This is a genomic window from Soonwooa sp. T0.1_25, assembly GCF_057652215.1.
In genome coordinates this window covers 99,531-125,753 of the sequence record NZ_JBYFBZ010000004.1, presented here as the reverse complement: position 1 = coordinate 125,753, position 26,223 = coordinate 99,531, and the positions used below count along the sequence as shown (strand labels likewise).

The following is a 26,223-nucleotide window of genomic DNA, read 5'->3' as shown; positions in this document are numbered from 1 at the left end:
AATGCAAATTAAATATTGGATAATAGGCCTTGTTGCGCTATTGTCTGTAAGCTCTTGTGGCAAAGAAAATGCTGCAAAAAAAGATGATGTAAAAGCAGTTCCTGTGCTTACCATCAAAGAAAAAGATACACTTGTTAGCAACCAATTTGTTGCTGATATTCAAGCTAAAAAGAACATCGAGATCCACTCGCGTATGTCGGGAATTATGCAACACGTCTATGCGCACGAAGGTCAATTTGTGAAGCGCGGTCAACTGTTGTTCAAGATTAGCGATGCCGAATTACAAATAGATTTATTAAAAGCCAACGCAACTTTAAAACAAGCTCAAGCCGATGTAAGAATCGCTGAAGTTGAGGTTAGTCAATTGCAATCTTTGTTTAATAAAAATTTCGTTGCTAAAAACGAATTAGACATGATGAAGGCTAAACTTTCTGCGGCGCAAGCAAGACGTTCTTATGCTGATGCGGAACGTAAAGCGGTTCTTCAAAAAGTGAGTTTTACCAATATTACAGCACCTTTCGATGGTGTTATCGACGTTATTCCTTTTAAAGATGGAAGTTTGGTTGAGAATGGCTCGCTGTTGACGACTTTGTCTTATCTAGATCAGATTTACGCTTATTTCTCAATTCCTGAAAATTTATATTTTGAACTTCAAAAAAATGATAAATTAAACAACTCTAACAAAATTGAATTGGTGCTTCCAAATGGTGCTAAGTATGATTTTAATGGTGTTCTTAAAACCGCAGAAGGTGAAATCGACCAAGCAACAGGTTCCATCCGTTATAAAGTGGAATTCCCGAATGCAGATCGTTTAATTAAACACGGAACTTCGGGTAAATTGGTGATTTCAGATTTCCAACCGAAATCAATTATCATTCCTCAAAAAGCGACGTTTTCTATACAAGATAAAGTCTATGTTTTTGTCGTAGATGCAGCCAACAAAGTGAAAATGAAAAACATTACGATTGCCAACACGTTGCGCGATTCTTATATGGTAGAATCTGGACTTAAAACGGGTGATAGAATCGTTCTGGAGGGGACACAAGCGCTTCGTGACGGACAAACAATTCGAGTTAAAAAATAATAAACATTCAAAAATAAATTATTATGGTAGAAATGTTTATTAGACGAAAAGTTCTTTCGTTGGTGATTTCGATTGTTATTGTGTTGATGGGGATTTTGGCTTTAATGAAGCTTCCTATCACTCAATTCCCAGATATTGTTCCACCGTCGGTGACGGTTACTGCAAAATATACAGGTGCGAATGCCGAAGTGTCCGCAAACGCCGTGGCTTTACCGCTGGAACGTGCTATCAATGGTGTTCCGGGGATGACGTATATGTCAACCGTGACGTCCAATGATGGTTTAACTTTAATTCAGGTTTTCTTTGAAGTTGGTATCGATCCCGATGTGGCGGCGGTTAACGTACAAAACCGTGTGACGACTATTTTAGACGAACTTCCCGAAGAAGTTATTCGTGCGGGTGTAACCACGGAAAAGGAGGTGAACAGTATGTTGATGTATCTTAATATTACATCAACGGACGAAAGTCAGGACGAGCAATTTATTTACAACTTTACGGATATCAACGTTCTTCAGGAACTAAAGCGTATTGACGGTGTTGGACGTGCCGAAATTATGGGGCAAAAAGAATATTCGATGAGAGTTTGGCTAGATCCTCAAAAGATGACGGCTTACAAAGTTTCGGCGGAAGATGTGGTGAAAGCTTTACAGAAGCAAAATATCTCTGCAGCTCCTGGAAAAGTTGGTGAAACTTCGGGTAAAACTAATAGTCAACTTCAATATGTTATTAAATATACAGGAAAATTTTTCCAACCAGAACAGTATAAAGAAATTCCGATTCGGTCGGATGCGAGCGGAACGATTTTAAAATTAAAAGACATTGCGAACGTGGAATTCGGTGCGATGAACTACGGAATGGTATCTAAAACCGATGGTCGTCCGTCGGCGTCGATTATGATGAAGCAACGTCCAGGTTCCAACGCGTCGGAAGTTATTAAAAATGTTAAAGACAAAATGGCGGAGCTAAAAGAAACCTCTTTCCCACCAGGAATGGAATTTAACATGGCTTACGACGTTTCACGTTTCTTGGATGCGTCGATTAGTGCGGTTTTAATCACTTTAATTGAAGCCTTTATTTTGGTAGGAATCGTGGTGTTTATTTTCCTGCAAGATTGGCGTTCGACTTTAATTCCTGTTTTAGCCGTTCCAGTCGCACTTATCGGAACTTTCGCGTTTATGCAAATGTTGGATTTCTCCATTAATCTTTTGACTTTATTTGCTTTAGTATTAGCCATCGGAATTGTCGTCGATAACGCGATTGTCGTCGTAGAAGCCGTCCATGTAAAAATGGAAGAAGGTATGGCACCACTTCATGCAACTATCGAGGCTACAAAAGAAATTGCAGGAGCTGTTATCGCAATTACGATTGTTATGTCGGCGGTGTTTATCCCAGTGGCGTTTTTGGATGGTCCAGTCGGCGTATTCTATCGACAATTTTCATTGACTTTAGCAATTAGTATCGTGATTTCAGGGATTAATGCTTTGACCTTGACACCAGCTCTGTGTGCGATTATTCTTAAACCTCACAAGCATGAGAAAAAGAAAAACATCGTTGACAAATCCTTTGCAAAATTCAATCAAGCTTTTGATAAACTAACGAATGATTACACAAATATTCTTTCAAAATTTGCAACAAGAACGAGTGTTACTTTTGGTGTTTTATTTCTTTTTATAGGTTTAATGGTGGTTACGGCTAAGTTTTTACCATCAGGATTTATTCCAATGGAAGACCAAGGTATGGCTTATGTAAGTGTTACAACGCCGCAAGGTGCAACCGTTGAGCGTACCGAGAAAGTATTGGATGAAGTCACAACGATCGCAAAAAAAATTGAAGGTGTGGAAAACGTAACGACTTTGGCGGGTTACAGTATCGTTACCGAAATCGCAGGTTCTAGCTACGGAATGGCGATGATTAACCTTAAAGATTGGAAAGAAAGAAATATTTCTGTAAACGACCTTATTGCCGAGCTTTCCGAGAAAACAAAAGATATCTCGGATGCTCAAATTGAAGTTTTTGCGCCGCCAACCGTTCCAGGATTTGGAAATACGAGTGGTTACGAACTTCGTTTGTTGGATAAAAGTGGTGGTAGCATCGAGAGTACTGATAAAATAACGAAAGATTTTGTGAAAAAATTAAATGAAGCGCCAGAGCTTCAAAACAACTTTACGAGTTTTGATGCTACTTTTCCGCAATATTTAATCACAATGGATTACGATATGGCAGCGAAAAAAGGCGTTTCGGTAGACAATGCCATGTCAACTTTGCAGACTTTGTTGGGGTCATACTACGCAACCAATTTTATCCGATTTAGTCAGATGTACAAAGTGATGGTGCAGGCAAGTCCAGACCAAAGAGATACACCAGAAAGTATTCTGCAATTATTTGTTAAAAATGATACGGGCGAAATGGTGCCGTTTTCAACCTTTATTAATATTGAAAAAGTTTATGGTCCCGAAGTTTTGACGCGCTACAATATGTACATGTCCGCTATGATTAATGGTGAACCTGCCAATGGATACAGCTCTGGAGACGCTATCGCAGCAGTTGAAAGAATTGCAAAGGAAAGTTTGCCACGTGGTTTCGATGTCGAATGGTCGGGAATGACACGTGAAGAAATTCTTTCAGGAAATCAAACTTTTTACATTTTTATCATTTGTTTAATTTTCGTGTACTTACTTCTGGCTGCGCAATACGAAAGTTTCTTGTTGCCGCTACCAGTTTTATTAAGCTTGCCAACAGGGATTTTTGGTTCGTACATCGCTTTGATGTCTGTTGGTTTAGATAATAATATTTATGCCCAAGTTGCCTTGGTGATGTTGATTGGACTTTTAGCGAAAAATGCTATTTTAATTGTAGAATTCGCCATCCAGAGAAATAAAGAAGGTTTTGACATTATTCCCGCCGCCATCGAAGGTGCAAGACAAAGACTTCGCCCGATTTTGATGACCTCTTTTGCTTTTATCGCAGGACTTATACCATTGGTAATTGCTTCTGGAGCAGGTGCTATCGGTAACCGTTCGATTGGTACAGCCGCAGCGGGAGGTATGTTTGTCGGGACCGTTTTCGGATTGGTAATTATCCCAGGACTTTACATCTTTTTTGCAAAACTAGAACAAAGAAAAGAACGAAATGAACAACGAACTAAATAAATATTTAAAAATAGGAATCTTATCGCTTGTTGTGATGTCGTGTGCTACACCGCAAGTTGCTGAGGTTAAAAAAGCAAAGGAAATTCCCGTCAATACAATTTTTGATACTGATGTTAAATTAGATTTGAATCAGCAAGTTGGACTCCGAACTTATTTTAACGACCCCGAATTGTTGAATCTTTTTGATGAGGTGGTAAAAGCTAATCCAGATTTTCAAATTGCACAACAACGCATGGACATTGCGAACAGCTTTTTGCAACGTTCCAAAATGGCACTTCTGCCATCTTTAGAAGTTGGAGCTGTTGTAAGTGGTGACCATTACGGAAAATATACGATGGATGGTGTCGGCAATTACGATACCAATTTGTCTGGAAACATCACGGAAGACCAAAAAATCAACAGAAATGTAACGCCAAATTATTGGTTGGGCGCGAGAAGTTCTTGGGAAATCGATGCTTGGGGAAAACTTAAAAATCAAAAATTAGCTGCTCAAAAAAAATATCTGGCATCAGAAGAAGGTTTAAAATTGATTCAGGTTGAGTTATTTACAGAAATCGCCAACTTGTATTATCAATTGGTTTCACTTGATACCAGATTGGATATTTATCAAGAAAATTTCAAACTTCAACAACGCGCTTACGAAATTGTTTCAGCGCAGCGCGAAGTCGGGAAGGCGACAGAATTGGCGGTTCAACAATTTCGTGCCCAAAATAACAACTGGCTTGCTGAGATTGAACACATAAAAGCCGAAATTGTTTCTGTAGAACAAGCGATTACGACTTTAACAGGTCGCTACGGTGGCGAAGTTAAACGTAGCAAAGAGCTTCTAGCAACCAATTTAACCTTGTTGAATAAGTCGATGGATGTCAATTCGATTATCCATTCTAGACCAGACGTTATTTCCAATTATTATGTTTTGGAAGCAACGCAAGCAGATGCAAAGGCGGCTCGAGCGGCATTTTATCCAAAAATAGATTTGGGTGCACATGTTGGATTGAATTCATTTTCAGTGGATAAGCTATTTAATCCCGCTTCGTTGGCTGGTCAATTATTGGGAGGTTTGATGGTTCCGATTTTTAATAAAGGACAATTGAAACACGATTTTAATGTCGCTAATAAAGAGCAAGAAATTGCATTTATCACGTATCAAAAAAGTGTGACTACGGCTTACAACGAATTGCAATCTATACTAAAACAAACCGAAATTTTTCAAAAAGTTTTAAAACTAAAAAGCGATGAGGTTAAATTCTTGGACAACGCGATTGAGGTTTCCAACGATTTGTATCTCACGGGTTATGCCAATTATATGGAATTAATCAATTCGCAACGAAGCAAGCTCAATGCGGAACTGAATTTATTAGAATTTCAGTTCCAGAATACAAGAAATAACGTTCTTCTATTTAAAGCCCTTGGCGGAAAATTAGATCGTTAATATGTGATGTGGTGGGGCTGTCCGAGAGGGCAGTCTTTTTTGTTTAAAATTTTCCTATTAGCATAGATCAATTGATATGTTATTGTTTTAATTTAATTTTGAATAAAAAAATAAATGAAACCAGAATTTGAAAATATTCCGTTAGTAGAAATGGATAAACAATACGAAATAGAAATTGATGGTGCTAAAGCTTTCATCGTATATAGAGAAAGTGACGCAACGATTACGTTAATACATAGCGAAGTGGAAGATGCTCTGCAAGGTCGTGGCGCGTCAACTGCGATTATTGAAAAAACGCTTGCAGCGATAGAAGCGAGCGGTAAAAACTAAAAGCACTTTGCCCTTTGGTTGTCAAATACATTAAGAACCATCCGGAGTGGAACAGAATTGTAGCTTAAATTTAAATAAAAAATAATATGTCAAATATTGGAATCATCATCCCAGAACGTGCCGCAGATATCGGAAATTTTATGGTTGGACGACTTTTACCTTTTATTGAAAAAAGATCCGTTGGACCATTTGTTTTTATCGATCACATGGGACCTGCAGAGCTTAAAGATTATCAGAATATAGATGTTCCGCCGCATCCGCATATTGGCTTGTCCACATTAACTTATCTTTTTGAAGGTGCGATTTTTCATCGTGACAGCATTGGTTCGGCAGTTGAGATTCAGCCCGGAGCGGTTAACTGGATGACGGCTGGTAAAGGTGTTGCGCATTCTGAGAGAACACCCGAGAATCTTCGTCATACTGATAAAAAATTACATGGTTTACAGATTTGGGTTGCCTTGCCAAAACATTTGGAAGAGTCTGAGCCGACTTTCCATCACATCGAAGCTAAAGATATCCCTGCTTGGGAAGAAGATGGTCTTAAAATAAAATTAATTGCAGGTAAAGCTTTTGGTAAAGAATCGCCTGTGCCAGTGCATACTCCGCTTTATTTTATTGAAATTATCAACGATTCTGATGAGTCTAAAACGGTAAATATCGGTGAGCATCTTTATGGTGAAAGCGCGCTTTATATTTTGGAAGGTCAAATTAAAAATGACGGAAATGCTTATGATTCAAAACAGATTTTGATTGCGAAAGATACCAAATTATGCTCTTTCGAAATGGCTGCAAATACCACAGTTTATATTTTTGGTGGTGAAGCTTTTCCTGAAGAACGTTACATCCACTGGAATTTTGTGAGCTCTAGTAAAGAATTAATCGAACAAGCTAAGCATGATTGGAAGGATCAAAAATTTCCCAAAGTTCCTGGTGAGACCGAATTTGTGCCTTTACCAGCGACTTCTCTTAAATAATTTTTAAAAATGAAAAATAGAAAGCTGCCCTTTGTTAAGCAGCTTTTTTTATGTTTTAAAATTTAATTTCAGAATTTAATCCATAATGAGGTGTTCTGTGCCTGATATCAGGACTTGGATGAATTTCTGATTTTGCGCGAATGCCAATTTCTTTTTTTAACGCATCGAAAGATTTTGCATCTTCGATATCAACATTTTTAAAATAGTAAGATTTTTTTGCATCTAATTTTTTTAAAATTTCTTCGCCTTTGTTTTTCTGTTGGTCATTGTTAGCAGAGATACTTGCCCAAAAACTGTCGTTTTCTCCATTATTACGATAAATAATGTAATCGGAATCTCGAAATCCTGATTCCTCTAACTCAAATCTAAGATTTTGATAATCATTTTGTTGAGACATAAGCCCTACGATAATATTTCCCATAACACTTATTTTTGATATTTAAAATTAGTATTTTTTTTAATACAAATTCAAAATCTTTTTATAATTTGTGTAAGAATACATTTATGATGAAAAACTACGCATTATTACTAGCTTTTGTCATTGTTGGGCTTAACTCTTGTACAACGCAAAAGACTAAAAATATTAACGCCAATATCATTATCCTTCGCGATAGTTATTGCAAAGCGCCAACCAATTATGACTACGAGAAGGTTAATCTTCATGTTAATTCGGATTCGTTACTTAATGAAAAACAACATCTTAGATCCGTTTTTAACCAACAAAGTATTTTGATTCTTAATGCCTTAAACTCACTTGATGATGTTGAAAAAATTTTAGAATTAAAAAAAGATACAAGCATCGAGTCACAACTTAAAATCATGAAAATTAAGGATAAAATAGATGGCAAAATTACATTAGCGCTAGGTGAAGTAGATGCTGTTGCTGCCGAATTTGACTGCGAAGGCGAACGCGTTGCACAAATGGCAAATTATGTGAGTAGTCTTAATAGCAAGAAAAATAACAAAATGATAGTCTATTCTATCGCTGTTGGAGCGCTTGGTTCTTTAGCTGGTGGATTTGTAAAAAGTGATGGTTGGGACAAAGCTATTGATATTGGTGGCGGTCTTATTGGTGCAGGTTTTGGTCTTGCTCTACTCAATCCGAAAGGTAAGAAAGTCGAGTTTATCCATGCTCGAAATATCCTTCGTGATATTTGGCAAGAGAAACTACAGTCGCGAAATTTTCCTCCTTTTATTTGGTATATGTATACTGAGAAAAAATTTTCGAATCTTAATGAACACTCGATTATACAGAATATGAAGCAACGCTGGATTATGTATCAATTCGAGGGTGATGTGGATGCGGCCAATGCTTCTCCGATCTTTAATGATGGCGGAAAGTACGACAACGAGGCACTTAACAATCGTGCGGCGATGCTTAACCAAATGCAATCGGCAACCAGAACGATTAACCAAAATATCAATTATCTTCTCATCGACCTTAACAAGTTGACGCGATAATTTTTTATTTTTTAAATTAAATGAAGAAAAGCTTATTTCTATTTTTGATTCCGCTACTTTTTAGCTGCCAAAATGAGAAAGTGCTTTCAAAATATCGTGCAAATATTGGCGATATGGAATTCGATGCTAAAACTGATAATCCAAATTTCGAACTTTGTTTGCCGCAACTGATGTTTCAATATTTTAATTATGGTAATGAGTTAGAAAACTTAAAAGGTGAAAAGTCTATTTCGATAGCATCGAAAATTTATAATTTTTATAAACCAAAAAGGAACGTTACAATCAACGCTCCTTTTTTATTTTTAAATGTGATTTAAATAAAATTATTTTTCAAAAACCAAGTAATCATAAGCTTTTAATGCAAGTCGGCTACCATCCATTAAGGCTTGTGGCGATTGTGTAAAGACATTTTTGTACTGGCCTTCAATTTCTTTCCCATGAATATTAAACTCTACATTATCAGCCGACATATTTAGTAAAACCAAAACTTCACGATTGCCATTTTTACGTTGGTAGGCAAGGATTTTGTCGTTAGCGGAAGTCTCGATCCAGTAGGTTGTAACATTGGAATCGCCACCGCGAAGCGCAGGATTTTCTGATTTTAAATTTAACAAAGTTTTATAAAAATCATTCAAAGCGTTTTGCCCAGTCCATGGGATTGTATCTTTTTCGAAAAACTCAAGACGTTTTGTTTTTAAAGGTAATTCTTGCCCGTTGTACAACAACGGAACGCCATTCCAAGTTGCTGAAAAAACAGCAAGGGCAGGAGCAAGGTCGCCATATTTTTCGTATTCGGTACCATTCCAAGTATTTTCATCATGATTGGTCGTGAACCACGCGCGCATCGAATTGTCGCCAATGTTAGAATATTGTTGCAGTAAGTTTTTAAGATCCTGAAGTGGTAATTTTTTCTGATAATAATCTTTAGTTAGATGCATCCACTTCCAAGAATAGCTGGCGTCAAAGACTTTTCCGTATTCTGGTGTGTCCAACTCATCAAATTCGCCCAACCAAAAAAGTGGTTTTAATTTTTCAACTTCAGGACGTGCTTGTTGCCAAAAGTCAACTTCTACCCAACTAGCAAGGTCGCAACGGAATCCATCAATATTGGTTTCTTTAACCCAATATTTCATCGCGTCGATCATCGCTTGACGCATGTTTGGATTTTTAAAATCGAGTTCGATAATATCGTCCATACCTTCCGCAATATGGAATTTTCCGTCAGGATCTTTTAGATAAAAATCAGGATTAGATTTGGTCCAAACGTGATCCCAACCTGTGTGATTTGCCACCCAATCGATAATGACATTTAATCCCAAACTATGCGCTTTGTTAACCACATCTTTGAAATCTTGTAAAGTCCCAAACTCAGGATTAATACTTGTATAATCTTGCGCTGCATAAGGACTACCAAGAGTCCCTTTTTTGTTCTGTTGAGCGATTGGCGTAATCGGCATAAACCAAATGGTTTTAACACCCATCGCTTTTAGTCGTGGAAGATCTTTTTCAACCGCTTTGAAAGTCCCTTCCTTCGAATATTGTCGCGTGTTGATTTCGTAGATATTGGTTGTATGTTTCCACTCTTGGGGTTGTGTCATCTGTGTTTTTGTTTTGGTTTGAGTTGTGCAAGCAATTGCTGATAAGGCAATACCAAGCAATAAAATCTTCTTCATTAAATTTTTATTTATTCAAAAATAAACAAAATAAAAAAGCCTGACTCAACATCAGGCTAATTATTTATTTCGATTTTTGATTAATCTTCGTCATCTTCGAAGATATCGTCATTGTATCCTTCTTCTTCCTCGTCATCATCTCCGAATTCGTCTGCGTCATCGAAGTTAGCTGATTTGAAATCATCTTCGAACCCAAAATCATCATCCATAAAAGGTATTGCAGATTTTTTTGAAGATCCTCCAGAAACGCCATTTTTGCTAGGTGCTTTTAAAGGAACATTTCCGAATCTGTACACAGTAATTGGGTAATTAACAGCAGGTTTTTCTTCGGTAACGTCAATCAATTCACAGAAAAATTCCCAAAGATCTAAGAATCCGTATTGGAATCTCATCTTGTCACCTTTTTGTGTGAATCCTTCGTTGACATACACGTCAGACATAATCTCGCCATCGCCTTCTTCGCTCATATCTTCCAATGGTACGGCTCTACCTTCGGACCACTCTTCATCAGAAAAATAAAAGCTAGAAAGTTCTTCCCCCGAAAGACTGAAAGCACTTTTGATTCCTAAGTGCAAATTCCATAAAGTTTGTTTGTCCTTGATCTCGATGTCTCTAAAGATGCTCTCTTTTGCATCTAAAATAACTCTTATCTTGTAAACCATTTTTTTCTCTTCTAAAATCTACTTTTACAATTATTTTGCTGCAAATATATGACAATTGAGAAAGGATAAAAGCCAAAAAAAATACTTTTTTTAATAAAATATTTTATTAAATTTTAGCCCTTCTCAACCTTCAAATTTTTGCAAGTATTTCTGCTCTAAAACTAATATTTTTTTTGATATTACAAAGAAGATTTTTCTAATCTAAATTTAAATTTTGTTCCACTAAGATAAGCGCTTTCTACAGTAATGTTCTGGTGATGTGCTTCCAAGATGTGTTTCACAATTGCTAGTCCAAGTCCAGATCCGCCATCTTTACGATTACGGCTGGCTTCGACACGATAGAAACGTTCAAAAATCCTTGTAAGATTTTCTGGTTTTATTCCCATCCCATTGTCTTCCACGGTGATAGAGATAAATTTGGCTTCCTCTTTGGTCGTTACAATAATTCTTGCGCCTTCGCGGTTTGCATATTTTATAGCGTTAGAGACAAGGTTGGTAAAGACTTGCGATATTTTATTTTTGTCCGCGTGTACCAATAGCTTTTTCTGAGTGCTTTGTAATTCAAGCTTCATAAGATGTCTATTGGCTTCTAGATCAAGGAGATCGAACACTTCTTCCACCAATTCGTTGATGTCAAAACTGATAAGATTTAATTCAATTTGGCCAGCTTCGAAGCGGTTAATCATATCCAAATCTTTAACAATGTTAAGAAGCCGCTCTACAGAACTGTCGATGCGTTGCAGATATTTGTCTCGGATATTAAGATCTTCTACACCGCCGTCTAGCAAAGTCGACACATAACCTTGGATGGAGAATAAAGGCGTTTTTAACTCATGAGAAACGTTCCCGACATATTCTTTTCGGAAGTTTTCCATTTCCTTCATCATATCCATTTCGAAGTCGTTTTGCGTGCTCATCAAGGTTACACGTTCTCCGAATTCTTTCAAACTAAGATCGGGTTCATGATCGAGGATAAAGTTGTCTGGAAGTATCTTTTTGATACGTCGAATTTGTTTTTTACTATTATAATTAAATAAAAACTCGAGGATGTAATAATTAAGAATCATCACCAAAGTCAAGGTGAAAACAATGAAGATATTAAAATCTCTAGTTTTGAAATATTGGTCGTGGGTTTTAGCTTGAAAAATCGAAATAACTGTGCCGATTATGGCAACCAACACAAATGAGGCTAAAGCCGAAACCCAGTTCAGTTTGAAGTTCCTTTTTGGAGTAGAATACATGAGATAAATTTATAAAAAAAGATTTTCGTTAGAAAATCTTATAGCTTATTTACATTTTAATAAAAATAATTGTCTACACAACCAATTTATATCCAATTCCTTTTAGAGTTTGTATGCTGTTGATACCTAACTTTTCGCGAAGTCTTCGGATGTGTACATCAATTGTACGTTCGCCCACGATAACGTCGTTACCCCAAACTTTCTCAAGAATTTCTTCTCTTTTAAAAACTTTGTCCGTATTAGAAGCTAATAAAAATAAAAGGTCAAACTCTTTTTTAGGAAGTAAAAACTCTTCGTTAGCCTTCGTTACTTTGAAGTTATCTTTATCGATGATTAAATCGCCAAGCTCGATATAATTGGTATTTTCGTTAGCTTTTGCACCTAGTTGAAGAAGCGCAGCCACTTTTGATACCAAAACTTTTGGTTTAATAACTTTAATAATATAATCGTTGGCACCAGCTTGGTAACCTGCAAGTTGAGAAAATTCTTCACTTCTTGCTGATAAGAAAACGATTAAAGTTTTTTGTAATTCTTTTATTTGACGCATTTCTTGACAAGTTTCGATGCCGTCTTTTTCTGGCATCATTACGTCTAGAAGTATAAGATCTGGGATGATTTCTTTTGCTTTGGAGATGCCTTCCTGCCCATTGGACGCGGTGTGGACTTGGTAACCTTCTTTTTCTAAGTTGTATGATAACATTTCAAGAATGTCCTGTTCATCATCAACCAAAAGGATTTTTTTACGATTCATTTTTAGATTTTATGTTTCTCAAAATTAATAAAAATTGAATTGAATTTTAAGTAGTTTACATAAAATTAATATCTATCCTAATTTATTATGCTTATTATTAAATAGATGTTAATTTAAAATTAAATCAGGAATTGGACTTTAAGCGATTCTAAATACAATCGAAGTATCGATATAGCAAGTTTTATCACTAAAAGTCTTAAATTTGCTTTCTCATTATACAACTTTATGGAAGAAGAAAAAAAATCACTTAACTTTTTAGAGCAAATTATTGAAGATGATTTGGCTAATGGTTTAGGAAAGGACAAGTTGAGATTCCGTTTTCCGCCAGAGCCTAACGGTTATCTTCATATTGGCCATACAAAAGCGATTTGTATCAATTTTGGTCTTGGATTGCGTTATGGCGCACCAGTTAATTTAAGATTTGATGACACTAACCCAGAGAAAGAAGAACAAGAATTCGTAGATTCTATCAGAGAAGATGTGAAGTGGCTTGGCTTCAATTGGGCAGAAGAGCGCTATGCCTCTGACTACTTCCAGCAATTGTATGATTGGGCTGTAACTTTGATCAAAGAAGGGAAAGCTTATGTTGATGAGCAATCATCAGAAGATATTACGGCGCAAAGAAAGACACCTTTCGAAGACGGTGTAGAATCACCTTATCGTAATCGTCCAGTTGAAGAAAGTCTTGATCTTTTCGAGCGTATGAAGAATGGCGAATTCGAGGAAGGCGCGATGAGTCTTCGTGCAAAAATCGATATGAATTCTCCTAACATGAACATGCGCGATCCTGTTATGTATCGTATCCTAAAACGTGCGCATCACCGTACTAGAGATACTTGGAAGATCTATCCAATGTACGATTGGGCACATGGTGAAAGTGATTATCTAGAGCAAGTTTCGCATTCGTTATGTTCTTTAGAATTCGAAAATCACCGTCCACTTTACGAATGGTATTTGGATCAAGTATATGATGCTTCTAAAGTTGCACCAAAACAACGTGAGTTTGCACGTATGAATGTGTCATACATGATTACATCAAAACGTAAATTACAAAGATTAGTAGCAGAAGGCGTTACCACTGGTTGGGATGATCCAAGAATGCCAACTATTTCTGGACTTCGTAGAAAAGGTTATACAGCAAATGCGATTCGTAACTTTATTGATAGAGTAGGTGTTGCAAAACGTGAAAACCTTATCGAAATTCAGTTGTTAGAATTCTTCGTTAGAGAAGATCTTAACAAAGTAGCAACCCGTGTTATGGCGGTTGTTGATCCTGTGAAATTGGTGATAGAAAACTATCCTGAAGATAAAGAAGAGTTTTTAGAAACTGAAAATAATCCTGAAGACGAAAACGCTGGAACACGTCAAGTGCCTTTCTCAAGAGAAATCTACATCGAGCGTGAAGATTTTATGGAAGAAGCACCAAAGAAATTCTTTAGATTAAGCCTAGGTAACGAAGTTCGTCTGAAAGCAGCTTACATCATCAAAGCGAATCGCGTGGAGAAAGATGCTGATGGTAACATCACAACAATCTTTGCAACTTACGACGAAGATAGCCGTTCTGGAAGCGGAACCGAAGCTAGTCAAAGAAAAGTAAAAGGTACTTTACATTGGGTTTCTGGAAAACATGCGTTACCAATTAAAGTGAATATCTACGATAGATTGTTTACGGTTGAGCAACCTGATGCGGAGAAAGATGTTGATTTCCTTAACTTTATCAATCCAGAATCTTTGAAGGTTCAAAATGGTTTTGGAGAGCCAAGTCTGAAAGATGCAACAACTGAAGATCATTTCCAGTTCCAAAGAATTGGTTACTTTATTAAAGATAAAACATCTACCGATGGGCAATTGGTGTTTAACAGAACGGTGACACTTAAAGACAGTTACAAACCGCAATAATTTGTGGATTAGATACAAGAAAAGCTTCTCAATTGAGAAGCTTTTTTATTTTAAGTTTAATTTTAAAAACTATTTTTTAACACCGACTTTTTGCCAAGTGCTCATAATGTAGATCACGATAATACCAATAAGTGAAGCTGCAATGGAGAAAATAAACTTAGAATTTTCTTCATCCAAAACGCCAACGCTCCAATTAATTCCGTAGATGTTAATACCGATAAATATCACAAATAAGGCTAAGAATATTTTATAAAACAGCTGCATAATATTATTTTTTAAAAATGTACGTAATTCTGAATAAGCTGTGCAAAGTTAGCAGTAAATAATTTAATAGAGATTGCTAAAAGGATAATTCCGAAAACTTTTTGTAAAATTTGTAGTGATCCTTCACCCATTTTCTTTTCGATCCAAGGTGCAATTCTCAAAACGATGTATACCAAAATCGTGTTAAGGATAATTCCTAAAATGATATTAATCTCGTGGAACTCTGCTTTTAGAGAAAGTGTTGTCGTCAATGTTCCTGCGCCTGCAACCAACGGGAAAGCAATTGGTACAATCGATGCGGCATTAGCTTGTGACGATTTTTGGATTTCGATGCCCAAGATCATTTCAAGAGCGATAATAAAGATGACAAAAGCACCAGCAATCGCGAACGAGTTGAGGTCAACGCCAATAAATCTTAGAATCTCTTTTCCGATAAACAAAAACGCAATCATGATAAGTCCCGCAACAATAGAAGCTTTTTCGGCTTCTATCTTACCAAACTTTTGACGTAACGAAACGATAATTGGTACCGATCCGATGATGTCGATAACCGCAAACAAAACCATGAAACACGTAAAGGTTTCTTTCCAAGAGATATGTTCAAAAAAATTCACAGGTGTATAAATTTAATTTTTCGCAAAATTATGAAATATTTTTGTTTAATTTTCAATTGCTGAAAAAACCTCTTTACTTTGTACCAAAATATAATCTAATTTTTCTCCGTTAATGATTGGCGAATACTTCTCAGTGTTAAGAGAGTCTTTTAGTAAAGTATATTTTTGGTATAAATTTTCATTTGTCTGTTTTAAATGATGAGCGTATGGATGCCCAAATTTATGATTTGATTTAACATCAACTTCTGCTTCTAGATTTGCAAACTCAGTAAAAAATTCCGAATATTTTTTTTGAATTAATAGATTTTCAAGATAATTAAAGTGACTTGTCAAGTTAAGAGAAGATTTACTTCTTAATAAAGCTTCAGTCTCTTCGATTGTTGTAATCTTTGGTCTCGATTTCAGTTGCTCTTCTTTAATAATACTTGCTAATTTTTTCTTTTGATAACGATTTCTAACCAAATAGATTACCATTCCCATCGCGCCTATTAAAGCTAAATTTCCGAAAATAACTTGCCAGTTCATGCCTTTATTTTCGGATAGTTTTAATGTTTCTGTTTGCAAAACTGGCGTGTTAACTTTATCCAAAACAGTGTTGGTATATTCGTTAACTTTTTGCATTGTAGATTTAGCATTTTCTATTTCTAAAGATGTCATTGCACGTATTACAATTGACTTTTCGCCAAGGTCTTTATAAAGCTTTTTCTCAGGATTAAAGAAAGCCATTTTTTCGGTTTTAATGGCAATATTTCCTGCTTTTTTAGGGACAATAACATAATGCGCTTCGATGTCACCAACGATGCCTTCTTTCTCAACTTTTAGATTTTTCACCAACTTTGGAGGGAAAACATCATAGTCTTCCGTCGGAATAATTTTCGGCATATTATGCGCCGATAGATTTCCGCGACCGATAAGTTTTACAACAATATCAAGAGGTTTGTTAATTTCTATTGGTTGAGGTAGACTTTCGACATTTGTCATATCGATGCTGAAGTTACCAACAAAATTGTTGAAATCTTCTGGAGCGCCGGCTGGTAAATGTTTAACAGAGATATTGGTTCTGTTGGATGTAAGTCTTGTAGCACCCTGATCCACAATCTCTGCCGTAAAAGCAGGCACTTCTACAGACCCAGCTTCTTTTGGGAAAATAATATAAATACCAACAATTTGCGATAACAGACCAGATTTTGAATCTTGTTCAATATCAGAACGTGTTAAGCTGATTGGTTGCACTAGGATATTACCGCTCTTCGGCGTTTGTATATTTTTAACTTTTCTAAAATTATCGACGTCACGAGTAATTACTGACAAAGTTGCAACAACAGGTTGATTTTTATAGACTTCGTGATCGTCAAGTTTTACATTAAGGTAAGTTTGATTATTTTGGCTAGCAAGATTACGAGTGTTGTCTGGTATACGTTTAGAAACGTCTCTTACCAAAATGTCAAATGGCTCAGATTTGTACATTTTGCCATTGACCTTAACCAGAGCTGAACCAATTTTGATAGAACCAGATTGTTTTGGTTGTAGTAAAAATTGATAAACCATTTGGTTAACCCTAACTTTTCTAACAGGATCAATAATTGTATTTTGTTCAGAATTGTAATCTAAAACATCGAATCTTTGGAAGTCCGGAAGTTTGATTGGCGATTCTTGTACTTGGTCTTCACCACTTATTTCTACCGCAATCGTGAGGCTGATAACATCATTGGTAGTGGTTTCTTTAACATTGGTTTCGGACGAAATATAGACTTGACCATAACAAGTTATGGTCGAGAAAATACTTAAAACAAACGAAAACCAAATGTGCTTCATTACCAATCTTTCTCGTTGGACTGTGGGATAGAGTTTGCATCCTTGTTAAGGATTCGTCGTGCAGTTTCTTTCTCTCTGTCCTGTACTTTATTTAAAATAGCGTTTTCTATATCTTTCGGAATTTTGTTTCCGTTTTCTTTTGGTTCTTGCGTAGATTGTTTGTCGCCTGCACCTTCACCTTTTTCTTGTTGATCTTTAGATGATCCATTTGGCTGATTGCCTTTTTGGTCACCTTTGTTATTTTGTCCGCCTTGTTGTTTTTGATCTTGCTGATCGCCGCCTTTATTATCTTGGTTTTGATCTTTTTTCTTGTCTTTTTCTTTTTCTTTCAGCTTTGCAATCTCATAATTTTTACGAATGCTTTCGTTGTAAGGATCATTTTTTAAAGCTTTTTTATACATTTCAGCAGCTTGATCCATTTTCTCGGTTTGCATCATTGCATTACCAAGATTATATTGTGCTGCAGCTTTATCATTTTTATTCTTTGCATTCTGTTCCGCTTTTTGAAACTCAGCTTTAGCTTCTTCATACATTTTCTTTTTGTACAAAGCATTACCAAGGTTGTAATGTGCGTCGAAGTTTTTGTCGTCTAGTTTAGCGGCCTCCAGGAATTTGGAAGAAGAAGCATCATAGTTTTTTTTGTCGAATTGTCTATTGCCTTCATATACAAGTGTTTTGTAACCTTCCTGAGCCATACCAAATTGGCCAAGAATTATAAAAAACAAAAGACTGAGAATCAACTTCATATTCATAACTGCAAAATTATTTCTTTAATTGTTAAAAACCCATTCTTAAAACGTTAAAATGGGTTAAATATGCCGATAAATAGTATATTTTGGGAGAATTGTTAGTTTGCTATTTAGACTTGTTCTAGCTAAGAGGCGAAATACCGTTTTTAAATATTTAAATCTCGCTTTGGATTAAATAAATAAATGAGTAAAAACAGCGCAATCGAAACGCCTAAAAAGTATTGATAATAATGTTCTGCAGATTGAGAACTTATATATGAAGTGTTAGAATTTGTTGACTTTTTCAAAACATCAGAAAGTTTGGCAACCGCAGACTCTAAGTCGTTGCCATCGATATAACTTCCGTCTGTGCTGGATGCAAGATTTTTTAAAGCTTTTGTTTCCAATTTGGTCATGACGGTTTCACCCGACATATTGGTTTTGTAACCCATCAATTGTCCGTAGTAATATTCCGGAATTGGCGCACCTTGTTCGCCGCCAATACCAATTGTCGAAACGATAATGCCTTCTTGGTTAGCCAGTTTTATAGCTGCAGATTCATTTTCTTCATTGTTTTCGCCATCGCTGATCATTACAACTTTTCTCGCACCTTTTGGTATGGATTTGAATTTTTTAACCGCCATTTGCATCGCCTTCAAAAAGTCGGTGCCTTGTGTTTGTACAACGCTGGTTTCGATGCCCGTGATGTAAGATTCAGCAGCGTTATAATCGGTTGTTAAAGGCATAATCGAGTTAGCTTCACCCGCAAAAACAATAATCCCAACACGATCATTATTCATTTTCGGAAAACTATTAATGATAATATCTTTGCCTTGTTGTAGACGGCTCGGTTGGATGTCTTGCGCATTCATCGAGTTGGAAACGTCGAGCAAAAATATAACATTGTTCATTTTTTGCTGCGTTTTTATTTCTTGTTTACCTCCTAGAAGATCAATCATTGCAAAAATTAAAAATAAAATCGCCAAGAAAAATAAACCTGGAAATAGCTTCGAAAATCTACTTGTTTTAGCAAATAATTGATCTCTGAATTGAGCTTCTGCAAAAAGTTCGCGTTTCTTTTTTTTCCATTTAATAAAGCTAAACAGCAATAATCCAATCACTGGAAGTAAAAGGAAAAGTAGAACGTACCAATAATTATCTAAATAAAAATCCATCTGTCTAGCTCAATATTTTGTACAAAAACCATCTCAAAATAATATCGAACAATAAAATCCCTAAAGCAATCCAAAGGAAAATTCGGAAATATTCTTGATATTGATAAAGTTTTGAAGTTTTAATATCTGATTTTTCTAAACCATTAATGTCGTTATAAATCTCTTGTAGACTGTCATTCGAGGTTGCTCGGAAATATTTTCCGCCAGTTCGATTTGCAATTTCTTTTAGGAGATTTTCATCCAAATCAGTTTCTTTTTCAGTGAAAACAATATCGCCGAAAATATCTGTAGCTGTTGGGAAAAGCGCATAACCACGACTTCCGATACCAATGGTGTAGACTTTAATACCATTGTTTATAGCAAGTTCTGCCGCGATTTCTGGCGGTGTCGCATTCGTGACATTATTCTCGCCATCGGTCATCAAAATAATGATCTTGCTTTTCGCTTTCGACTCTTTTAAATGGTTAACAGCTACAACCAATCCTTCGCCAATCGCCGTTCCGGGCTGTAATTCGGTGGGACTAAGTTCGGATATTTCGTCATTAACAACTTGATGATCGGTCGTCATCGGGACTTTTGTATAAGCTTCGCCAGAATAAGCAACCAAACCAATACGGTCATTCGGACGTTGATTAACAAAGTTTTTAGCTATCTTTTTTAAAGCTTCAAGTCGGTCAGGATCTAAGTCTTTTGCTAACATACTTAACGAAACATCTACTGTTAGCATAATATCTAAGCCTTTGGTCTCGTCGCGGTCGTCGGTTATGGTGAAAGTCCGTGGACGTGCCATTGCAATAATCAAGGCTGACAAAATCAAATATTTTGAAAATCTTAAAAATGCCATAATCAATCCTAAACCACCTGCCGGACGCATCGCTTGCGTTGTTGGAACTTTGATGCCTTTCGGTTTTTTTCGTCCAAAATCTAGAATGATTAAGGGTACAAAAACCAAAAAAAGTAACAACAGCCAAGGGCTATAAAATTCAAAATTGAAATTCATTATTCTAAAGTCGCTTGCGCAGTTAGTTCATAGTTCTTAGTTGTTCGGCTTCCACATCTTTGGTAGAGCGTTGCACCATTGTTTTAATATCATTAAAATCTTTCTCCATCATGTCGCTATTTGGGATTGTTTTAGCGAATTTTACCAAGTCGCCACGTTGGAAAATATCTTCAATAATTTTTTCGTTTTGTTCCGAAATAATATTGCTAGTTTTCATATAATCGATAAGATCATCGGTTAGCAAAACATTGGCTGGGATTTTATATTGTTTGGTCAAAAACTCTCGTGTAATGTCGATTAACTCTACATAATACATTCTGTAATTGCCATTTTGGATGTAGTTTTTCTTTTTGAGACGGTCAAGATCTTTAAGCGTTTGGTTGGTCAACACTTTCGGACTGCCTTTTACTTTTCGTCCATATTTAATATAATAAACAATCAAGAAAATAATCCCAATAACGACCAAAGCCGCAAGAATATAGAATTTGTATAGCTCCCAATAATCTTTAATGCCAAGATCAACTTGTTTGTTTTTCATAATGTCGTTGATGACATCGTCTTTTTTTGCGGTGTTGATGACTTCGATTTCGTAAGGAATCGTCTTCTGAATTTGATCACCGATTTTAATGTCTAAAGCAGGAATTTTGAAAGTTCCTTCATCAAAAATTTGAAATTTTACAACTCGAAAATACTCGTTTTGCTGTTTCGAAATACTGTCGCTAACCACTTCAAAATGAAAAGGAAGCAATTCGTTTTTAGGTGCTACGACGACTTCTTTACCTTGTAGATTATCGATTTTTAATTTGTATTCGCCAACTTCTCCCAAAGCTAAAGTCGTGTTGCTAAGATTAGAGGAAAGCGTTTGTCCAAATAAAATTTGACTTAAAAAAGCTAAAATCGTGATATATGAAAACTTGAAATATTTCAAGGCCTAAAATTCTGTTTTGAGGTTAAACTATTTTTTCTGAAAATATTGATACAAAAATTTGCTATAATCTTCGTTGGTTGTCATGTTGATCAAGCTAGCAGCGCTGTTCTCAAATGATTCCTGCAAATGTCTGAATTTTTGTTTTTGATGTTCTGCAAACTCATACCGCCAGCGAGAATTGGAAGTGTTGACCCAAACGTCTTGTCCCGTTTCCGAATCCTGCAATAACGCATAACCGACATTTGGTATTTCTTGATCTTTCTGGTCATAAATTCTTAATCCTAAAAGCTGATGTTTTTTCGAAGCAACTGACAAAACACGTTGATCGAATTCATCTTGAAAATCGGAAAACAAAAACAAAAAAGATTTCCTTTTAAAAACGCCCATCATATAATTGAGCGCACCATCCAAATCGGATTTTGAGGGTACATAATCGGCGGTCAAAATATGACTTATAATTGAAAGAACATGTTTGCGACCTTTCTTTGGAGGGACCACTTTGTAAACTTTATCTGCGAAAAGGATTAATCCAACTTTATCATTATTACCAACTGCGGAAAAAGCAAGTGAAGCCGCAACTTCAGCAACAAAGTCACGCTTTAGTCCATGTTGCGTTCCGTAATCCATGGAAGCCGAAATGTCAACCATGATTATCATTGTCAACTCCCGTTCTTCTTCCATAACCTTGATAAAAGGCTCGCGGAAACGTGCCGTTTTATTCCAGTCGATTCGGCGGATATCATCACCAAATTGGTAAGGTCTAACCTCCGAAAATGTCATCCCTTGACCTTTGAAATTGCTGTGATATTGCCCCATAAGACTCGCTTCCGTCTTCTTGCGAGTACGGATTTCGATTTGTTTTACCTTTTTGACAATATCTTTTATTTCCATTTTTTTGTTAATGTAGCAGTGATTCGTAAATCCTAAATCTAAAATCTAAAATCTAAAATCTAAAATCGAGTTAGGGCGCTTGTATTTTAGCTAAAATTCTGTCAACAATCTCGTCTTGCGACACTTCCTCAGCTTCCGCTTCGAAACTCAAACCAATACGATGTCTTAACACATCTTTCGCAATAGATTTAACATCTTCAGGAATTACAAAAGCTCTTCCTTTAATGAAAGCATTAGCGCGCGAAGCGATAGCAAGGTTGATACTTGCTCTTGGCGAAGCACCGAAATTGATAAGATTTTTAAGATCTGCTAAACCATATTTTTCTGGATAACGCGTTGCAAAAACCATGTCCAAAATATACTTTTCGATTTTCTCGTCAAGGTAGATTTGGTTGATTAATTTTTTAGCTTCCACAATTTGGTCTAAAGAAACAACTGGACGAATTGTCGGAATATCTTGAGTGGAAATCATACGCATGATTTTTCGCTCGTCTTCTAATTCGGGATAATCGACTTTACACTTTAGCATAAAACGGTCGGTTTGCGCTTCTGGTAAAAGATAAGTTCCTTCTTGATCGATTGGGTTTTGTGTTGCTAAAACTAAAAAAGGTTTTGGTAATTGCATCGTCTCATCGCCGATGGTTACTTGCTTTTCTTGCATCACTTCCAAAAGTGCTGATTGTACTTTTGCTGGCGCACGGTTAATCTCATCCGCCAAAACGAAATTCGCAAAAACAGGTCCTTTTTTTATCGAAAAATCATTTTCTTTAACATTATAAATCATCGTCCCAACAACATCTGCGGGTAACAAATCTGGCGTGAATTGTATTCTCGAGAATTGTCCGTGCACCGCTTCGGCAAGGGTTTTTATCGCTAAAGTTTTTGCAAGTCCTGGCACACCTTCTAGAAGGACATGGCCATTGCCAAGTAATCCGATTAATAGACGGTCTACCATATATTCTTGCCCGATAATAGCGCGATTGATTTCTTGTTTTAGTAGGTTGAAAAAGTAATTTTGTTCTTTTACTTTTTCCATTAAATTTTTAATATCTTCTGATTGGTTCAGTTCTGACATAATTCGTTTAAATTATTCGGTAAAGGTCTCATAAATCCGAGCATTAGTCAACATAAGAAATGCCAATTATGAGTTAAATATTTGTTAAAAATATTTATTGCAAAAATCTTCGAGATTCTTGTAAAGATTTATGTTATAAAAGAATATTAAAAAAAAAGTGTTTTAAATCTTAAAATACAGGTCTAAATCCTTTATTTTTAGATGCTTCTCATTTGTCACATTCGTATAATTGAAGTAATTTTGAAATTTAAAAAATTGACTTAAAATGAATTATCATTTTTCGGCGCATCGTCAGGTTAGAAAAAACCTTTTAGAAATATTACAAGACACGCCAAAGGAAGATTTATTATTGATTCCGGATGGTTTTAACAATAATATCTATTGGAATATTGCGCATTGCGTGGCAACACAGCAACTACTTCATTATTATTTGAGTGGTAATGCTTTCCGTATCGATAAATATTGGGTTGAACAATATAAAAAGGGGACTTTTGCAAAGATGGATGTGGAAAATACAGAAATGGAAGATTTATCATTTCTTTTAATTGAAACTTCAAAGGTTTTGGTGAAAGATTATGACGCTGAATTTTTTACAGATTACACGCCATACTCAACAAGTTTTGGCATTGATATAAAAACAATTCAAGATGCGATCATATTTAACAACATGCACGAAAGTTTGCATTACGGCTATATTTTGGCGCAAAAACGTGCGGTGCTTGGTGAAAGATTGAGCTAAAACCATGAGGGCGATTCTTTACATTTTCACAATGGTTTTGTTGATATTGAGTAGTCAGTCATGGACGATTGTGAGAGAAAAAGAGAAGACGCCAGAACGTTTCAAATATTATCAAGCATTTGGTAAAAAGAGCGAAACGCTAGAAGTCATCTGTTTGACTTGGCCGGATAAAAAGCTTCCGAATTTTGTGCGAGTGGAGGATTTTAAAAAATATGGAAATTCCGATGAGTTGATAGGATATTGCTTCTATGTAGACTCCAAGAAAAAGTTAGGACCAGATTTTTCGGAAGATGTTCGAGACAAATTTGTGAAGAAAATTCCTGTTAAACTTAAAGGGAAATTCTTTGTTACAAAACAATTTGACGATAATTTTCCAACTAGAGATTTTGAAGAATTACGCCGAGTGAAAGAACTCGGATTCAATACAGAAAATGACGAATACAAAGTATTTGTTATTGATTAAAAACTATTTTTTTATTAAATGAAAGACGATTTTATATTTGGGCTAAGGCCAGTGATAGAAGCCATCGAAGCGGGCAAAACGATTGATAAAGTTTTTGTACAGAATGCTTTGCAAGGTCCAATTTATGCAGAACTAAAAACATTGTTAGCGAAGCATAAGATTCGTCCTAATTATGTCCCAATCGAAAAGCTAAACCGTTTTACGAGAAAAAACCACCAAGGTGTTGTGGCTTTTATTTCGGATGTTCCTTTCCATAGTATCGAAGATGTTTTACCTCAAATTTTTGAAGAGGGAAGAGTGCCATTTATTTTGATTTTGGACAGATTAACTGATGTCAGAAATTTTGGCGCCATCTGTAGAACTGCAGAATGTGTAGGTGTTGATGCGGTTGTAATCCCAGAGAAAGGTGCGGCTCCAATTAACTCTGATGCTATCAAAACTTCGGCTGGTGCGATCTATAATATTAAAATTTGTAAAGAAAAAAATCTGGCGCATACCGTTGATTATCTGCAACAAAGCGGTGTAGCAGTATTTGCAGCAACAGAAAAGGCTCAGAAATTGCTCTATGATGTGGACTTTACAGAACCTTGCGCAATTGTAATGGGTAACGAAGAAACAGGAATTTCGAAAGAAGTTCTGCATCATAGCGATGAAAAAATAAAACTTCCTATCGAAGGTAAAACACAGTCGCTTAATGTTTCAGTGGCTTGTGGTGCGATGTTGTACGAAGCGATGAGACAAAAATTAACAAAAACATTATAAACACGAACTTTATTTAGTTCAAAAAATAAATTGATGAAAAAGATATTAGGAATAGCTTTGTTTACAGTTGCACTAGTAGCTTGTAAAAAAGAAAATACTAAAACAATTACTAAAGTTAATCCAGAAACAGGAAAAACTGAAACTGTAACGGTGGAAGTGCCCGCAGAGGAGGAAATCAAAGCAGCAATTGTCGATAGTGCTGGGATTTTTAAACAAAAATTCTATTTAGAAACAGGAAAAACTTATCCGTTAATAGCATACCAAAGAGACATCCAAAATGTGTCAACACCAGATGGTAAAGCAGTTTCTGGTACATCAGAATCTACAGACGAGATGACAATTACGGTTAACGATTTTAAAGATAATGTTTATGATCTTTCGGTTAATCTTGTTGCTAAAAGAAATAGTACAAGTGCTAACGGAAAAACGGTTGTGTCGGATACTAAAGCTGCTGCCCCAAAAGAGGAGCAACTAAAAGGGATGTACACGATTAACAAAGCGATTACAGGGAATAAACTGGCAATGAAAATGGATGTTAACGGAAAAATAATTTCGGTGACAGGTTTTGATCCAATTTATACTAAAATTTCGACAGCTTTGTCTGGTCTCGTTAAAGATGCAAAACAACGTACTGAGATTGTTGGCAATTTCAAAAAAGGATTTAACGAAGCAACTATTAAAGAACAATTTGAGAAGAATCTTAAAATAATCCCATCAAAAGGTGTCAAAATAGGAGAGAAGTGGACGGCTTCGGAAGATATTATCCCAGGTGGTGATTTGAAACTAACATCAACTTACGCTTTAATTAAAGTTGAAGGCGGAAAGGCGGAGATTTCTGTTAACGGAAATATTCCGACTAAATCAGACAAGCAATCTAAAGATGGCATCACGCATATGATGACTTTGGGCGGTTCGCAAACAGGGAAAATTATTTTTGATAGTAATACTGGTTGGATTTTGCATGAGAATATCAGCATTAAAACCAATCAAAAGGAATCGATTTCTGATGGTAAGAAAAGTCAAAGCATGTCGCAGACTTCTATATCATCAATTATCATTAATCCTTCATATAAGTAAGTTTGACCAGGCTTAGGCTTGGTCTTTTTTAGTAAA

General features: G+C 36.0%; 26 protein-coding genes. 12 read left to right on the top strand and 14 right to left on the bottom strand.

Going from position 1 to position 26,223, the window contains the following annotated elements; translation table 11 throughout:
• Nucleotide 1 precedes the first annotated feature (1 nt).
• The 5 genes from AC23MB_RS07385 (at nt 2) to AC23MB_RS07365 (ending at nt 6,969) form a co-directional block, all read left to right on the top strand.
• Nucleotides 2-1,084 carry an efflux RND transporter periplasmic adaptor subunit gene (locus tag AC23MB_RS07385; RefSeq protein ID WP_079666917.1) on the top strand — a complete coding sequence of 361 codons (1,083 nt, stop codon included), beginning with the start codon at nt 2-4 and terminating at the stop codon, nt 1,082-1,084.
• A gap of 23 nt (nt 1,085-1,107) precedes the next feature.
• Nucleotides 1,108-4,233, top strand: a complete 3,126-nt coding sequence (locus tag AC23MB_RS07380) for an efflux RND transporter permease subunit (protein WP_487786883.1) — start codon at nt 1,108-1,110, stop codon at nt 4,231-4,233.
• Nucleotides 4,214-5,665 (top strand): efflux transporter outer membrane subunit, encoded by a 1,452-nt coding sequence (locus AC23MB_RS07375; protein WP_487786882.1) that lies wholly within the window; start codon nt 4,214-4,216, stop codon nt 5,663-5,665. Before AC23MB_RS07380 ends, AC23MB_RS07375 begins: the two co-directional genes overlap by 20 nt.
• Before the next feature lie 114 nt (nt 5,666-5,779).
• Nucleotides 5,780-5,995: an N-acetyltransferase gene (locus tag AC23MB_RS07370; protein ID WP_487786881.1), complete on the top strand. Its 216-nt coding sequence runs from the start codon at nt 5,780-5,782 to the stop codon at nt 5,993-5,995.
• Nucleotides 5,996-6,081: 86 nt separating this feature from the next.
• On the top strand, nt 6,082-6,969 hold the full coding sequence (locus AC23MB_RS07365) for a pirin family protein (protein WP_313029616.1): 888 nt from the start codon (nt 6,082-6,084) through the stop codon (nt 6,967-6,969).
• A gap of 55 nt (nt 6,970-7,024) precedes the next feature.
• Here AC23MB_RS07365 and AC23MB_RS07360 read toward each other — a convergent pair whose 3' ends face one another.
• Entirely contained in the window at nt 7,025-7,390 is a 366-nt protein-coding gene (locus AC23MB_RS07360) for a hypothetical protein (protein WP_313029613.1), read from the bottom strand.
• Between the two features lie 83 nt (nt 7,391-7,473).
• Between AC23MB_RS07360 and AC23MB_RS07355 the strand changes: the two genes are divergently transcribed.
• Both AC23MB_RS07355 and AC23MB_RS07350 read left to right on the top strand, forming a co-directional pair.
• Entirely contained in the window at nt 7,474-8,430 is a 957-nt protein-coding gene (locus tag AC23MB_RS07355) for a hypothetical protein (RefSeq protein WP_313029610.1), read from the top strand.
• A 20-nt stretch (nt 8,431-8,450) separates the two neighbouring features.
• Entirely contained in the window at nt 8,451-8,747 is a 297-nt protein-coding gene (locus tag AC23MB_RS07350; RefSeq protein ID WP_374329469.1) for a hypothetical protein, read from the top strand.
• 6 nt (nt 8,748-8,753) lie between these two features.
• Here the strand turns inward: AC23MB_RS07350 and AC23MB_RS07345 are convergent, their stop codons facing one another.
• From AC23MB_RS07345 to AC23MB_RS07330, 4 genes are all read right to left on the bottom strand, one after another.
• On the bottom strand, nt 8,754-10,103 hold the full coding sequence (locus AC23MB_RS07345) for an alpha-amylase family glycosyl hydrolase (protein ID WP_374329470.1): 1,350 nt from the start codon (nt 10,101-10,103) through the stop codon (nt 8,754-8,756).
• Between the two features lie 80 nt (nt 10,104-10,183).
• Nucleotides 10,184-10,765, bottom strand: a complete 582-nt coding sequence (locus AC23MB_RS07340) for an IS1096 element passenger TnpR family protein (protein WP_312323254.1) — start codon at nt 10,763-10,765, stop codon at nt 10,184-10,186.
• Nucleotides 10,766-10,944: 179 nt separating this feature from the next.
• The gene (locus AC23MB_RS07335) at nt 10,945-12,006 is read right to left on the bottom strand and encodes a sensor histidine kinase (protein ID WP_312323256.1); all 1,062 of its coding nucleotides are present in this window, start codon (nt 12,004-12,006) and stop codon (nt 10,945-10,947) included.
• Between the two features lie 73 nt (nt 12,007-12,079).
• Nucleotides 12,080-12,757: a response regulator transcription factor gene (locus AC23MB_RS07330; protein WP_300674115.1), complete on the bottom strand. Its 678-nt coding sequence runs from the start codon at nt 12,755-12,757 to the stop codon at nt 12,080-12,082.
• Between the two features lie 225 nt (nt 12,758-12,982).
• Here AC23MB_RS07330 and AC23MB_RS07325 point away from each other — a divergent pair, with 225 nt between their 5' ends.
• Complete coding sequence (locus AC23MB_RS07325) at nt 12,983-14,656, top strand: glutamine--tRNA ligase/YqeY domain fusion protein (RefSeq protein ID WP_487786880.1); 1,674 nt, start codon at nt 12,983-12,985, stop codon at nt 14,654-14,656.
• Between the two features lie 69 nt (nt 14,657-14,725).
• Here the strand turns inward: AC23MB_RS07325 and AC23MB_RS07320 are convergent, their stop codons facing one another.
• The 9 genes from AC23MB_RS07320 to AC23MB_RS07280 form a co-directional block, all read right to left on the bottom strand.
• Complete coding sequence (locus AC23MB_RS07320) at nt 14,726-14,920, bottom strand: hypothetical protein (protein WP_079665914.1); 195 nt, start codon at nt 14,918-14,920, stop codon at nt 14,726-14,728.
• Nucleotides 14,921-14,931: 11 nt separating this feature from the next.
• Nucleotides 14,932-15,534 (bottom strand): MarC family protein, encoded by a 603-nt coding sequence (locus AC23MB_RS07315; protein ID WP_079665913.1) that lies wholly within the window; start codon nt 15,532-15,534, stop codon nt 14,932-14,934.
• 45 nt (nt 15,535-15,579) lie between these two features.
• Nucleotides 15,580-17,349, bottom strand: coding sequence for a BatD family protein (locus AC23MB_RS07310; RefSeq protein ID WP_487786879.1), 1,770 nt, complete (start codon nt 17,347-17,349; stop codon nt 15,580-15,582).
• Entirely contained in the window at nt 17,349-18,095 is a 747-nt protein-coding gene (locus tag AC23MB_RS07305) for a tetratricopeptide repeat protein (RefSeq protein ID WP_313029595.1), read from the bottom strand. The genes AC23MB_RS07310 and AC23MB_RS07305 overlap by 1 nt, the downstream gene beginning before the upstream one ends.
• Nucleotides 18,096-18,244: 149 nt before the next feature.
• The gene (locus tag AC23MB_RS07300) at nt 18,245-19,252 is read right to left on the bottom strand and encodes a vWA domain-containing protein (protein WP_313029592.1); all 1,008 of its coding nucleotides are present in this window, start codon (nt 19,250-19,252) and stop codon (nt 18,245-18,247) included.
• A 4-nt stretch (nt 19,253-19,256) separates the two neighbouring features.
• A complete protein-coding gene (locus AC23MB_RS07295) occupies nt 19,257-20,252 on the bottom strand; it encodes a VWA domain-containing protein (RefSeq protein WP_312323187.1) in 996 nt (331 codons plus the stop codon).
• A 22-nt stretch (nt 20,253-20,274) separates the two neighbouring features.
• A complete protein-coding gene (locus AC23MB_RS07290) occupies nt 20,275-21,180 on the bottom strand; it encodes a BatD family protein (protein ID WP_409529548.1) in 906 nt (301 codons plus the stop codon).
• 27 nt (nt 21,181-21,207) lie between these two features.
• On the bottom strand, nt 21,208-22,071 hold the full coding sequence (locus tag AC23MB_RS07285) for a DUF58 domain-containing protein (RefSeq protein ID WP_487786878.1): 864 nt from the start codon (nt 22,069-22,071) through the stop codon (nt 21,208-21,210).
• Between the two features lie 70 nt (nt 22,072-22,141).
• Nucleotides 22,142-23,146 (bottom strand): AAA family ATPase, encoded by a 1,005-nt coding sequence (locus tag AC23MB_RS07280; RefSeq protein ID WP_312323185.1) that lies wholly within the window; start codon nt 23,144-23,146, stop codon nt 22,142-22,144.
• 265 nt (nt 23,147-23,411) lie between these two features.
• Here AC23MB_RS07280 and AC23MB_RS07275 point away from each other — a divergent pair, with 265 nt between their 5' ends.
• The 4 genes from AC23MB_RS07275 to AC23MB_RS07260 are packed head-to-tail and all read left to right on the top strand — an operon-like array spanning nt 23,412 to nt 26,187.
• Nucleotides 23,412-23,885 (top strand): DinB family protein, encoded by a 474-nt coding sequence (locus tag AC23MB_RS07275; protein WP_374330059.1) that lies wholly within the window; start codon nt 23,412-23,414, stop codon nt 23,883-23,885.
• 4 nt (nt 23,886-23,889) lie between these two features.
• Complete coding sequence (locus AC23MB_RS07270) at nt 23,890-24,348, top strand: hypothetical protein (protein WP_487786877.1); 459 nt, start codon at nt 23,890-23,892, stop codon at nt 24,346-24,348.
• 18 nt (nt 24,349-24,366) lie between these two features.
• Entirely contained in the window at nt 24,367-25,110 is a 744-nt protein-coding gene (gene rlmB / locus AC23MB_RS07265) for a 23S rRNA (guanosine(2251)-2'-O)-methyltransferase RlmB (RefSeq protein ID WP_312323179.1), read from the top strand.
• A gap of 33 nt (nt 25,111-25,143) precedes the next feature.
• The gene (locus tag AC23MB_RS07260) at nt 25,144-26,187 is read left to right on the top strand and encodes a DUF6263 family protein (RefSeq protein ID WP_374330064.1); all 1,044 of its coding nucleotides are present in this window, start codon (nt 25,144-25,146) and stop codon (nt 26,185-26,187) included.
• Nucleotides 26,188-26,223 lie beyond the last annotated feature (36 nt).